The sequence below is a fragment of the Nonomuraea coxensis DSM 45129 genome (assembly GCF_019397265.1).
GTDB classification, from domain to species: domain Bacteria; phylum Actinomycetota; class Actinomycetes; order Streptosporangiales; family Streptosporangiaceae; genus Nonomuraea; species Nonomuraea coxensis.
The window spans coordinates 4,346,611-4,358,834 of sequence record NZ_CP068985.1 but is presented as its reverse complement, the minus strand read 5'-3'; the positions used below and the strand labels follow the sequence as shown (position 1 = coordinate 4,358,834).

The 12,224-nt window shown below is 71.6% G+C and carries 13 protein-coding genes; 8 read left to right on the top strand and 5 right to left on the bottom strand.

Annotated features, from left to right (window positions below):
* Positions 1-118: 118 nt before the first annotated feature.
* From Nocox_RS20270 to Nocox_RS20250, 5 genes are all read left to right on the top strand, one after another.
* Positions 119-1,069: an SPFH domain-containing protein gene (locus Nocox_RS20270; RefSeq protein ID WP_020542737.1), complete on the top strand. Its 951-nt coding sequence runs from the start codon at positions 119-121 to the stop codon at positions 1,067-1,069.
* Complete coding sequence (locus tag Nocox_RS20265; protein ID WP_085996008.1) at positions 1,069-1,359, top strand: type II toxin-antitoxin system antitoxin; 291 nt, start codon at positions 1,069-1,071, stop codon at positions 1,357-1,359. Before Nocox_RS20270 ends, Nocox_RS20265 begins: the two co-directional genes overlap by 1 nt.
* On the top strand, positions 1,346-1,984 hold the full coding sequence (locus Nocox_RS20260; RefSeq protein WP_020542739.1) for a GPP34 family phosphoprotein: 639 nt from the start codon (positions 1,346-1,348) through the stop codon (positions 1,982-1,984). Before Nocox_RS20265 ends, Nocox_RS20260 begins: the two co-directional genes overlap by 14 nt.
* Before the next feature lie 186 nt (positions 1,985-2,170).
* Entirely contained in the window at positions 2,171-4,567 is a 2,397-nt protein-coding gene (locus tag Nocox_RS20255) for a PKD domain-containing protein (protein WP_020542740.1), read from the top strand.
* A gap of 5 nt (positions 4,568-4,572) precedes the next feature.
* Positions 4,573-4,965, top strand: coding sequence for a hypothetical protein (locus Nocox_RS20250; protein ID WP_020542741.1), 393 nt, complete (start codon positions 4,573-4,575; stop codon positions 4,963-4,965).
* A 13-nt stretch (positions 4,966-4,978) separates the two neighbouring features.
* Here the strand turns inward: Nocox_RS20250 and Nocox_RS20245 are convergent, their stop codons facing one another.
* The 3 genes from Nocox_RS20245 to Nocox_RS20235 are packed head-to-tail and all read right to left on the bottom strand — an operon-like array spanning position 4,979 to position 7,172.
* Complete coding sequence (locus Nocox_RS20245) at positions 4,979-5,941, bottom strand: ABC transporter permease (RefSeq protein WP_020542742.1); 963 nt, start codon at positions 5,939-5,941, stop codon at positions 4,979-4,981.
* Positions 5,938-6,783 (bottom strand): ABC transporter ATP-binding protein, encoded by an 846-nt coding sequence (locus Nocox_RS20240; protein ID WP_020542743.1) that lies wholly within the window; start codon positions 6,781-6,783, stop codon positions 5,938-5,940. The genes Nocox_RS20245 and Nocox_RS20240 overlap by 4 nt, the downstream gene beginning before the upstream one ends.
* The gene (locus Nocox_RS20235) at positions 6,780-7,172 is read right to left on the bottom strand and encodes a GntR family transcriptional regulator (protein WP_020542744.1); all 393 of its coding nucleotides are present in this window, start codon (positions 7,170-7,172) and stop codon (positions 6,780-6,782) included. Before Nocox_RS20235 ends, Nocox_RS20240 begins: the two co-directional genes overlap by 4 nt.
* Before the next feature lie 196 nt (positions 7,173-7,368).
* On the opposite strand from Nocox_RS20235, the gene Nocox_RS20230 reads away from it, so the two are divergent.
* Positions 7,369-8,895, top strand: a complete 1,527-nt coding sequence (locus Nocox_RS20230; RefSeq protein ID WP_020542745.1) for an alpha/beta fold hydrolase — start codon at positions 7,369-7,371, stop codon at positions 8,893-8,895.
* Positions 8,896-8,977: 82 nt separating this feature from the next.
* Here the strand turns inward: Nocox_RS20230 and Nocox_RS20225 are convergent, their stop codons facing one another.
* Both Nocox_RS20225 and Nocox_RS20220 read right to left on the bottom strand, forming a co-directional pair.
* Positions 8,978-9,277, bottom strand: a complete 300-nt coding sequence (locus tag Nocox_RS20225; RefSeq protein ID WP_026214250.1) for a DUF4193 domain-containing protein — start codon at positions 9,275-9,277, stop codon at positions 8,978-8,980.
* A gap of 141 nt (positions 9,278-9,418) precedes the next feature.
* Entirely contained in the window at positions 9,419-10,021 is a 603-nt protein-coding gene (locus Nocox_RS20220) for a TetR/AcrR family transcriptional regulator (protein ID WP_020542747.1), read from the bottom strand.
* A 71-nt stretch (positions 10,022-10,092) separates the two neighbouring features.
* On the opposite strand from Nocox_RS20220, the gene Nocox_RS20215 reads away from it, so the two are divergent.
* Complete coding sequence (locus tag Nocox_RS20215) at positions 10,093-11,091, top strand: SDR family NAD(P)-dependent oxidoreductase (RefSeq protein WP_020542748.1); 999 nt, start codon at positions 10,093-10,095, stop codon at positions 11,089-11,091.
* A 194-nt stretch (positions 11,092-11,285) separates the two neighbouring features.
* A complete protein-coding gene (locus tag Nocox_RS43135) occupies positions 11,286-12,221 on the top strand; it encodes a CAP domain-containing protein (RefSeq protein ID WP_246649822.1) in 936 nt (311 codons plus the stop codon).
* The last annotated feature ends 3 nt before the right edge of the window (positions 12,222-12,224 follow it).

Genomic DNA, 12,224 nt, shown 5'->3' with positions numbered 1-12,224 from the left:
TCGAGTGCTCCACCGTCGCGGGCGGGGTCGCGGCGCTCCTGAGAACGGGCCTCGCATCGTCCTCCAAAAAGTGATATCACTTAGATAGCAGAATGAAGTCATCCAGAAGGGACGGACGATGACGAACACATCGGGCCAGGCCACGCTTGAGGCCGCCGTCGTGGACATGCCCGCGCCGCGCACGGGCGAGCGCCCGGTGCGGGCGGCCAACGGGTTCGTGATGATGGGAGTGGCGACGGCGCTGGCCCTGGCCGGGATCGCGCTGCTCGTCGCGGGGATCGTCATGCTCGCCTCGGGGGCCGGGCAGGGCGGCGTGTGGGTGACCGTCGTGAGCATCCTGATGATCCTGCTCGGGTTCTTCCTGTACTTCGGCCTCACCGCGGTGGCGCCGGGCGAGGCCAGGGTGGTGCAGCTGCTCGGCCGGTACGTCGGCACCCTGCGCACCCCCGGCTTCCAGTGGGTCAACCCGATCACGGTGCGCCGGCGGGTCTCGACGAGGATCCGCAACCACGAGACGGACGTGACGAAGGTCAACGACGCGGACGGCAACCCGATCCAGATCGCGACCGTGGTGGTCTGGCAGGTGGAGGACACCGCGCAGGCGGTGTTCGAGGTGGACGACTTCGTGGAGTTCGTGGCCATCCAGGCGGAGACGGCCGTGCGGCACATCGCGGGCAGCTATCCGTACGACGCGCACGGCGAGCCCAGGCTGTCCCTGCGGGACAACGCCGACGAGATCAACGAGCGGCTGTCCACGGAGATCGCGGCCCGGGTGGCGTCCGCCGGGGTCAAGGTCATCGAGTCGCGCATCATCCACCTGGCGTACGCGCCCGAGATCGCCCACGCCATGCTGCGCCGCCAGCAGGCGGGCGCGGTGGTGGCGGCCCGGCAGCGGATCGTCGAGGGGGCGGTCGGCATGGTGGAGATGGCCCTGGCCAGGCTCGCCGAGCACGACGTGGTCGAGCTGGACGAGGAGCGCAAGGCGGCCATGGTGAGCAACCTGCTCGTGGTGCTGGTGGGTGACCGCGACACGCAGCCCGTGGTCAACACGGGCACGCTCTACCAGTAATCACCGTGGAGCGGAAGAAGATCCTGCTGCGGCTTGACCCGGTGGTTCACGACGCGCTGGCCAGGTGGGCGTCCGACGAGCTGCGCAGCACGAACTCCCAGATCGAGTTCCTGCTGCGCCGGGCCCTTGCCGAGGCCGGGCGGCTGCCTGACGGGGTGGGGCGGATGCGCCCGCGCGGACGGCCGAGGAAGGCGCCCGAGGACGACGCAGGGGACGACGCAGGGGACGGCCCGGATCAGGAAGACGAAGAACGGGAGCGGGCGGATGGAGACGCGAGTGAAGCAGGGTGAGTCACTGCCCCGGTCGGCCTTCCTGCTGGCCTTCGACCTGCGGAAGGAGCGGCTGCCCCAGCGGCGCGAGCTGGGCTGCCTGCTGCGCGCCGCCGCCCTCGCCGAGTTGCTGCTGGCGGGCAACCTGGCGGACGAGTCGGGCAAGGCGCGGCCTCTCACCGCCCCGGCCGCCGAGCCGGGTTCCTTGCGGGCCGTGGTCTGGGAGCAGATCTCGGCCTCGCCGCCCCGCTCGTGGCGGCGGTGGGTGCAGAAGGACCACGGCAAGGCGGTCGGCATCGTACGCGACGAGCTGGCGGCCGCCCGGATGATCAGGGTGGAGCGGCGCCGGGTCCTGCTGTTCCCGGTGGAGCGGATCACGCCGCGCAAGGCGTACCTGTCGCGCAGGCTGGCCGAGCGCGTCGGCCGGGCCATCCGCGGCGGGCAGCCGGTCGGCCGGCTGGACGTGGACGTCCGCGTCCTGGCGGCGCTGGCCACGGCGGCCAAGCTCGCGACGGTGGTCCCGTCCTGGCGGGAGCTGCGGCAGCGCCAGGACCGGATCCAGCAGTTGTGGGCGCCCGTCGAGCCGATCGCGGCCGCGTTGCGCAAGAGCGTCGAGGAGGCCAGGTCGGCGAGCTCGGCCGGTTGACCCCGGCGAGCCGTCGCGGCTCCCGCCGCCTCACCCGGACGAGCGGTCACGTTTGACAATCGATCCTGGCGATTCATGACATGTCGTCGTACGCTCGCGAGCGGCGGTCGCGTTTCCCGGCCGCTCTTCTGTTACGGGGAGTACATGTTCATGAGCCGACTTCGGCGTGTCCTGCTCTGCTTACCGATGGCTCTGATCCTGGCCGTGCCGCTCCACGTGAGCCCGGCCCAGGCAGAGCCGCCGCCCCAGCAGGAAGCGGGAGCCCTCTCCTACACCGGCAAGCTCACCATCGACGACCAGGGCGAGCTCGGGGTCGAGTCCGACCTCAGGAAGACCGGGGGTCGCGAGCCCGACCTGACCTACCGTGACCCCTTCGCCACCGCGGCCGCCTCCGGGCCGCGCACCCCGCCGGCCGAGCCCACCGGGCCCGAGGTCGAGGACTGCCTCGACAGCGACGACGCCAAGGACTCCACCGGCCGGGTCTACAACCGGTGGATGTGGTGCCAGCGGTACCAGATCTCCGCGGGCCGCGTCGTCGCCGGCCGGCTGATGTCCACGGTCACCATGGACTTCGACGCCGTCGCCTACGGCCGCGACGACCGCACCCGCGGCGTGACCGTCTTCTTCAAGGCCGGCAAGGCCGTCTACTGGCCCACGACCAAGGGCTACATCCGGCCGGAATCCATGCTCTACCAGCGCATCAGCTGCCTGGGCGGCTCCAGCGGCTGCGAGCAGAACTACGCCCACACCGGCAAGCAGCTCAAGGACTGGGACGACGGCTGGACCTCCTGGTCGATCACCTCGCTGCCGACCGCGGGCACCGACCAGATCGCCAGGCACACCTGGGCCTTCGACGGCTACATCATCGACTCCTGGAACGTCACGCTGCCGGGGCTGCCGGCCGAGAAGCACAACATCCGCTGCGACTCGGCCGACTACTTCGGCAAGATGCGGCGCGGCGCGTGCATCTTCGACGACGTGATCCCGCACCTGCAGTACTCGGTCCAGGACACCAGGGTCGCCGAGGTGGCCAGGCACATCCAGTGCGCGCAGGCCGAGCCGTTCTGCCTGCGGGACGGGCAGCCGTGGCAGACCTATCCCAAGCAGGACACGGCCAAGCTGATCCCGGGCAAGTTCGTCGCCGGCAACCGGGACGATCTGTTCGCGCTGCACCGCGTGCCGTACAACGGGCCGGTCTGGAACGCGAACGGCCGCGAGAAGGACAGGGCGTGCGCGCGGATCCCCAAGAGCGACTACGACACCTCCAAGGGGCAGGAGTGCGACGAGTACCCCTTCGCGACCACCGTTGAGGGCGCGTCCAACCCCAACTGGGACTTCTCCGTCCTCGGCGTGCAGAAGACCGTGAACGGGTGCGCGGGCAACGCGCTCAAGCGGTACTACCGCGACGACCGGATCCTCTACCACTCCGACGGCTTCTACGTGCACATCAAGGACACCCCGCCGGAGGGTTCCGACGCGTGCGAGGCCGTGCCGCCGGACGAGGACGAGCCTCCGGGCGGTGGCGGCCCTCCGCCGGTCAACCTGCCGCCGACCGTCAACGCCGGGCCGGACGTCTCCGGCGACGAGGGCGCGTTCGTCGCGCTCCAGGGCAGCGCCAGCGACCCCGAGTCCGGCACGCCGAACGTGAGCTGGAGCTTCACCCCCGGTCCCGGCGTGGACCCGGGCGCGACCTGCTCCTTCGCCAACGCCAGCAGCGGCGCCACCTCGGTGGCCTGCACCGACGACGGCACGTTCACCGCGACGCTGACGGCCGGCGACGGGATCAACCCGGCGGTGAGCGACAGCGCGACGGTACGGCTCAGCAACGTCGCACCGGCCATGGGCGCGCGCCCGCTGATCGCGGCGGCCGACGACGAACCCGCCACTCCCCCGGACACGCCGGGCATCCACCAGCCCCGGCCGTGGCAGGTGTTCCGCGCGGGCGCCCCGGTCAAGCTGCAGGCCGTCTACAGCGAGCCGGGCGCCAACGACACCCACACCTGCGTGACCGACTGGGACGACGGCACCAGCAGCACCTACGCCGGAGCCGACCTGACCTGCGAGAACACGCACACCTACGCCCACCCGGGCATGTACACGATCAAGACCGAGGTCACCGACGACGACACCGGCACCGATCTCCAGGACGTCATGGTGATCGTCTACGATCCGGACGCCGGGTTCGCCACCGCGGGCGGCCAGCTCGACACCCCGGACGGCAGGGCGCACCTGCAGTTCAACCCGAAGTACCTGCCGCACGACGAGGGCCCCGCCCCGTCGAACGGCAAGCTCTCCTACCGGGTGCAGCAGGGCATCGACGTGGACTCGGCGTCGCTGGAGTGGCTGGTCGTCACGCCGGACGACAAGATCGCCTTCAAGGGCGAGACCTCGGACGGCCGCGGCTTCGTCGCCTACGCCTACGACGGCTCGCCCGGCGCGTTCCGGGTGGTCGTCTGGCCGCTGTCGGCGGGCGCCTATCCCGGTTCGCCGGTGGACTACGACAACGTCGAGGGAGCGAGCTACGACCTGGACGCCGCGCGCCCCCAGGAACTGGCGCACGGCTCGGTCCAGGCGCATAACTAGTAACCGTGGCGAATCTGCTGAACCGGCTGGAGACCACGGTCCTGGTGGACCACCAGAGCTTCGACCTGCTCGACGACGGTGGCCCTCAGGAGTCCGTGGCGGTCTTCGGCGACCCGTCCCGCTGGCTGTTCACCGGGCGCAACGTCGTCACGGTGGTCAGCCAGGACGGGTCGCCGCACGAGGCGGCGGTCGTGGTCGAGCTCTGGGACGCGCCCCCTCCGGGGCCGTTCGAGAGCGAGACGCTGGTGCGGCTGGACAGCGGTGAGCTGGAGGTCAACCCCTTGGTCGAGCCGGACGCGCCCTGGCTCGGCCTCGGCGGCCCGGGGACCTACGGTCTCCGGGCCCGCCGGACGGGCGACCGGTCCTACCTGTTCCGGTTCTGGCCCGCGGCGGAGTGACCGGACCGGCCGGTCAGCCGGGGCGGCGGACGGTGCGGCGCACGGCCACGCCGCAGAGGGCCGCCGATGCCAGCGCCAGGATGCCCGCCTCGGTCCACTGGAAGCGCCAGAACCTGGACGGGGGGTGGTAGTACACCGCGTACCGGTAGCCCCGGTCGAACAGGCATGCCTGCCACGCCTCGGTGTGCCTGCTGCTCTGTCCGACGTCCGCCCGACGCGGGCAGCCGCTGCCCGACGGCTCGGCGACTTCCCTTCCCGACGGCTCCACCCAGGCGGCGCTCACCAGCCGGGTGTCGGGGTCGTCCAGCAGCACGGTGCCGGACAGCTCGGCACGCGCGGGCTCGGCGTAGTGGTCGCTCACCTGGAACAGTGTGAACATCGTCACCGTCACCCCGGCCACGACCAGCGCCATCGCGGGCAGGGTGCGCCGGAACAGGGCGCCGGCCGCGGTGCCGAGCGCGAACGCGTACAGCCACCAGGCCGCCGGCTGCACCCCGACCATGTTGAACACGCCGATGTTGCCGAACGTGGAGTCGATCCCCTCTCTGAACACCGGCCGCCACAGGCTCACCATGAGCGACAGCAGCAGCCCGCCCGCCACGACCGCCGCGCCCAGGACCGCCAGTTTGACCGTCAGCCACCGCCGCACGGGCACGGCCTGGGTCCAGGCCAGGCGGTGGGTGCCGCGCTCGTACTCGCGGCCGAGCAGCGGCGCGCCCCAGAACGCCCCGATCAGCGCGGGAGCCACCAGCGGCATCCAGCCGAACACCGAGTAGACCGCGTCGTAGCGCTGCCCGAGCGCCACCGACAGTTCGCCGCAGGCCACGGCGGGCCCCGGGCAACCGGGCGGGGCGTGCCCGGCCACGTACCGGTGGGCCTCCACCGCCGAGACCAGCAGCAGCGCCCCCAGCAGCGCGAGGAAGCCCGCCGTCACGAGGATCTGCGCCCGGTGCTGGCGCCACGTCACCCAGATCACGCGCCCACCGCCGTCATTCCGGGCAGCGTCGCCGACTCGGGGCTGCGCAGGTAGCCCATGACCAGCTCGTCCAGCCCGGGCCGCCGCGCCTGCCAGCGCGGATCGAGCGGAGGCCCGCCTCTGACCAGCATGCCGAGCTGCCTGCCGGTACGGCTCGCGCTCACCACCTGCGTCCCCGCGGCCGACGCCCCCTCCGGCCCGGTGAGCACGAGGTGCCGGTCGAGGAGGTCCTCGATGTCGCCGCTGACCTGCAGCCGGCCCCCGTTCAGCACGACCAGCCAGTCGCACGTCTCCTCCAGGTCGGAGACGACGTGCGAGGACAGCAGCACGGTCAGCTCCCGTCCGGCGACCTCCCCCATGATCGAGCGCATCACCTCGTGGCGGGCGAGCGGGTCGAGATTGGCCAGCGGTTCGTCCAGCACGAGCAGGTCGGGCCTGGAGGCCAGCGCCAGGGTGACCGCCACCTGCGCCTGCTGCCCGCCCGACAGCCCGCGCACCTTCCGGCTCAGCGGGATGCCCAGCCCGGCGAGCCGGTCGGCGGCGGCCGCGTGGTCCCAGCGGGTGTTCATGCGGCGGCCGAAGGCGAGCATCTCGGCGACGGTGAAGCTGTCGTACAGCGGCTTGTCCTGGGCCACGAACGCCGCCTCGCCGGTCACGCGGACGCTGCCCAGCGCGGGCCGCAGCAGGCCGACGGCCGCGTGCATGAGCGTGGTCTTGCCCGCGCCGTTCGGACCGACGAGCGCCGCCACGCGGCCGGTGGGCACGGCCAGCGAGCAGTCGCGCAACGCCCACGTACGGCGGTAGCGGATCCCCAGCCCGGTCGTCTCCAGCGCGGGTCTCATGCCACGCCCTCCTTCGCGGCGTCGGCCAGGACCACCGTGAACAGCGCCCGCAGGTCCTCCTGGTCGAGACCGGCCGCGAAGGCGTCGCGTACCCACGCCTCCAGGCCGCGCCGCAGCCGGGTGTGGTCGGCGAGCGTCGCACCCGCGATCCCCTGCCGGACGAACGTCCCCAACCCCGGCCGCCCCTCGACCAGCCCTTCGCGCTCCAGCTCCCGGTAGGCCTTGAGCACGGTGTTGGGGTTGATGGCCAGGCTCTCGACCACCTCGCGAGCGGTCGGCAACTGGTCTCCGGGTCGCAGCGTGCCGAGCCGGAGCGCCTGTTTGACCTGGTGAACGAGTTGCAGGTACGTCGAGACCCCCGAGCCACGGTCCAGGCTGAACGCGATCACTTGAAGCACCCTTTCACTATTTGAATAGGGAAAGGGTGCTTCAATGATCGTCCCGTGTCAACTTGTCCGTCCCGGAGCCTTACCCACAAACTTGGCGATTTCGGACCACGGACGCCACCGCGTGCTCCATGATCAGCAGTTGACCCGTCCGCCTTGCGCGTACGGGTCAGCCCTGTCAACAGAGGATCGGAGTGTTTTGCGGAAGAGAACAGCCCTGCTCGCCACCACCGTCCTGGCGTTAACGGCCTTCCTCCCCGTCCCGCCCGCCGGCGCCGCGGCGGCGTCCACGGGGCAGGACAGCATCACCTGGGCGCCCTGCGAGGAGGAGCCCAGCGCCGAGTGCGGCAAGCTGACCGTGCCGATCGACTGGTCGAAGCCCGACGGCCCGACCATCGACCTGGCCCTCGCCCGCCGGAAGGCCACCGACCCCGCCGCCCGGATCGGGTCGCTGGTCATCAACCCCGGCGGCCCCGGCGGCTCCGGTGTGGAGGCCGTGTACGGCGCCCCCGGCTCCTACACCGAGGAGCTGCAGAAGCGGTTCGACATCGTCGGGTTCGACCCGCGCGGCGTGGGCCGCAGCCACCCGGTGATCTGCTCGGCCTCGGTGTACAACCAGATGCCGCACACCGTGATGTCCAGCCAGGCCGACTTCGACGCCTGGAACGCCTTCACCAAGAAGCTGCACGCCGACTGCCGCGAGCGCACCGGCCCGCTCTACGACCACGTCGACTCGCGTCACGTGGCCAGGGACATGGACGCCCTCCGCGCCGCCCTCGGCGAGGAGAAGCTGAGCTACTACGGCATCTCGTACGGGACGCTCATCGGCCAGATGTACGCCGAGCTGTTCCCTGACCGGGTCCGCGCCCTGGCGCTGGACAGCAACATGGACCACAGCCTCGGCGTCGCGGGCTTCCTGGCCACCGAGGCGATGGCCGTCGAGGACGCCTTCGACGAGTTCGCCGGCTGGTGCGAGGCCGACGAGAGCTGCGTCCTGCACGGGCGTGACGTGCGCACGATGTGGAAGAACCTGCTGGCCCAGGCGCGGCGCGGCGAGCTCCTCTACCCGGCCACCGGGACGAGGATGACCGAGCTGCAGGTCATCTACAACGCCGCGCTCGGCACCGAGGGCCCCGACTGGCGCACGCTGAGCGAGGTCATCGACTGGCTGAGCGGCGGCGCGGAGCCGTCGTGGGTGCCGCCGCTGCCCGGCCGGGGGCCGGTGGAGGGGGACGTGGCCTGGCTGCCGACGCGCATCCTGTGCCAGGACTACAACCTCAAGGTGCGCGACTACAGCGAGTACGCCGCCCTCATGCGGGCGTCCAACCTGCTGGCGCCGGACACGCGCTACCACCCGTACCCGATCGACGACCTGCCGATCTGCCTCAACTCGGCGCCGACGAACCCGCCGCACCCGTTGCGCTACACCGGTGAGGCGCCGATCCTGCTCGGCAACTCGCTGCACGACCCCGCCACCCCGTACCTCTGGTCCGCGAACGCGGCCCGGCAGCTCGGGCCGAAGGCGGTGCTGCTCACGTACGAGGGCTGGGGGCACCGCATCTACGGCAAGGACAAGTGCCAGACCGACATCATCGACCAGTACCTGATCGCGCTGACCGTGCCGCCGCACGGCACCCGGTGCGCGGTGGGCACGCCGGAGGAGAGCCTGCTCAAGAAGCGGACGCCGCGGGCGTGGCCGACGGATCAGGCCCACTGGGCGTCCTGATCCGGGACATCGGCAGCTGAAAGAGCCCTGGCCGGCGATCCGGCCAGGGCTTCGTCACTCTCGGGGCCTCCCCCACGCCGGCTCAGGCGGCGCACTCCAGGCAGACCTGCCGGCCGCTCGCCCGCGACACGCGCTGGCTGCGGTGACGGACGAGGAAGCAGTGCGAGCAGGTGAACTCGTCCGGCTGAGGGGGGATCACCCGCACCGACAGCTCCTCGCCCGACAGATCCGCGCCGGGCAGCTCGATCGACTCGGCCAGCTCGGTCTCGTCGACGTCGATGCCGCCGGCGGAGGGGTCGGGGCGGCGGGTCAGGGTGTCCGTGAAGCCCTCCTGCCCGGAGTCGTCGTCGATCTTGCGCGGGCTGTCGTAGTCGGTCGCCATGGCGTTCATCTGTCTCCTCATCTCGTGCCTTCTGGCCGGTGGCCGCCGCTCTTGTGCCCAAATACGACGAAATAGTCCACTTCGGTGGAAAAAATCCCGGCCACGTTCCTCGGCGCGGCTCTGAACACGTGATGGCGGGGGTCAGGTGACGGATCGCGCCACCAAGGCCATGGCCTGCCGCATGGCGTTCCGTACCTCGTCGGGTCCGTCGCCGCGCCGCAGCGCGGTCAGCGCGGCCGCGCTGACCGCGCCCACCATCGCGCCGACCAGGGCGGAGGCGGTGATCGTGTCGAGCCTGCCGGGGAAGGCCCGCTGCAGCGCCTGCGCCAGTTCGGCCTGCGCGGCGAGGTAACGCTGCAGCAGCCGCGCCTGCAACGCCGGCACCGAGGCCGCCAGCCGCGCGCGAAGCGCCGCGAGCCCGCTGGGAAGGTCGCTGTCCCAGGTGTCGGCGATCATCCGGTCCATCGCCCGCACCAGCACGTCGGGCAGCCGTTCCCCGTCGCGGCGCTCGGCGATCGCCCGCAGGGCCAGGTCGACGCGCACGTCGGCATGGGCCAGGAGCACATCCTCCTTGGCCGGGAAGTGAAGGAAGAAGGTGCGGGGCGACACCTCCGCGGCGTCGGCGATCTCGGCCACGGTCACGTCGTCGTAGCCCTTGTCCTCGAACAGGCGCACCGCCGCCTCGATCAGCGCCTGCCGGGTGCGCTGCTTCTTGCGCTCCCGCAGTCCGTGTTTCTCCACCACGCGAGCCAGCTTAGTTCATTGCATACTGTGAATTAATACATAGACTGCAGTCAATCGAAGGGCAATCGTTCATGGGAAGTCTGGACGGGCGCGTCGTCCTCATCACCGGGGCAGGGCGCGGCATCGGGCGGGAAGAGGCGCTGTTCTTCGCCGCCGAAGGCGCCAAGGTCGTCGTCAACGATCCCGGCGTCGCCATCGACGGCACGGGCAGCGACGCCGGGGTGGCCGCCGAGGTCGCCGAAGAGATCACCGCCCGCGGCGGACAGGCCGTGGCCGACACCGGCAGCGTCACCGACTGGGACGGCGCCCGCCGCATGGTGGAGACGGCCCTGGAGTCCTTCGGCGACCTCCACGTCGTGGTCAACAACGCGGCCATCGAACGGAACAGGGGCCTGGCCGACCTGCCGGAGGAGGACTTCGACGAGGTCGTGGCCGTCAAGCTGAAGGGCACCTTCGCGGTGACGCACTGGGCGGCCCGCCACTGGCGCGACCGGCATCAGGCAGGGGTCCACGCCGACCGCGCCGTGGTCAACACCTCCTCCGGCTCGGGACTGTTCAACCCGCTGCCCGGACAGGTCTCCTACGCGGCGGGCAACGCCGGGGTCGCGGCGCTGACCACCGTGGCCGCCCTCGAACTCGGCCGCCACGGCGTGCGGGTCAACTGCGTCTCGCCCTCGATGGCCCGCACCCGCCTCACGCTGGCGGTTCCAGGCATGAGCCAGGAACCGCCGGCGGGCCGGTTCGATCCCCTGCACCCAGCGGCCGTCGCGCCTGTCGCCGCCTACCTGGCCGGCGCGACCTGCCCGCTCACCGGCCAGGTGCTGTCTGTGCGGGGCGGGACGGTCGCGGTCAGCCACGGCTGGTCCCCCGGCGGCCACATCCACAAGGACGGGCTGTGGAGCGTGGAGGAACTGGCCGAGAAAATGAAGGGGCTGCCGAGGGACGACCCGTTCGACAAGCTCGCCCAGGCCCTGTCCGGCGCGCTCGGCGCCGTCGGACGCGACCGGCTCCAGGAGATGATCAACGCCCTGCTCGACCAGGGAGCCCACTCCGATGCGGCGTCCGCGTGACGTGACGATCCACGTCCCGGGCCGCGTGCCCGGTCACGCGGCCCGGGGGCCGGCGCGAGGCTGGGACGGGTGTTGCCTTGCCGGGCGGGCGGTGCCAGAGTGCCAATGATGCTCAGTTGGCATCAGCTGCGGGTGAAATGTCCTTTTTGTGGCAGAATGCGGGACTGCGCGTCTCCCGTCACTGGAGGAATCCCATGCGTAGACCCCTTGGGGTGCTCGCCGCCGTCGCCACCCTCTCCACTCTCGCCGCCTGCGGCACGTCCGCCGGCGGCGCGCGAAGCGGGGCGGCCGGCGCGGCGTCCGAGGTGACCGCGCCGGCGGACGCCGCGACCGCGGCCCCGTCCGGGCAGCCGGAGAAGCAGCCGCAGGAGCGGCGGAAGGAGCCGGACGAGTGCCGCGTCAGCGTGGCCCGCCCGGACGTCGCGGCCCTCACCATCCGGGCCACGGCCGCCCGCCGCGACTGCGTCCACCCGGCGCTGCTGCGCATCCGCGTCAAGCGGGCCGTCCCCGGCGACGACCCGGTCGTCAAGAGCGGCGCCACCAAGGACGGCCGGATCACCCTGCGGATGCCCTGCAAGCCCGGCACGTACTACACCGTCGCCACCGACTACCGGGGCGGGACCGCCACGTCCAAGGCCGTCCGGCTGACCTGCGCCACGCCGGCCCCCACCCCCACCCCCACTCCGGCCCCCACGAAGGCGCCCACGCGAGCCGCCACCAAGGCGCCCGCCACGTCGTCCACCGGCACGGCGGTGGAGAACGAGGTCGTCCGGCTCACCAACGCAGAACGGGCCAAGGGCGGCTGCGGCCCGCTCACCCACGACGCCAGGCTGCGCCAGGCGGCCTTCGGGCACTCGGCCGACATGGCGAAGAACGACTACTTCGAGCACGACTCGCAGGACGGCCGCGACATGGTCGACCGCATCAAGGCGACCGGCTTCACCGGCTCGGCCTGGGCCGAGAACATCGCGATGGGGCAGCGTACGGCGGCCGAGGTCGTCGAGGGCTGGATGAACAGCGACGGCCACCGGCGCAACATCATGAACTGCTCCTACACCCACATCGGGGTCGGCGCGGCCAGGAACGGGCAGGGGCAGCTCTACTGGACGCAGGACTTCGCCAGGCGCTGATCC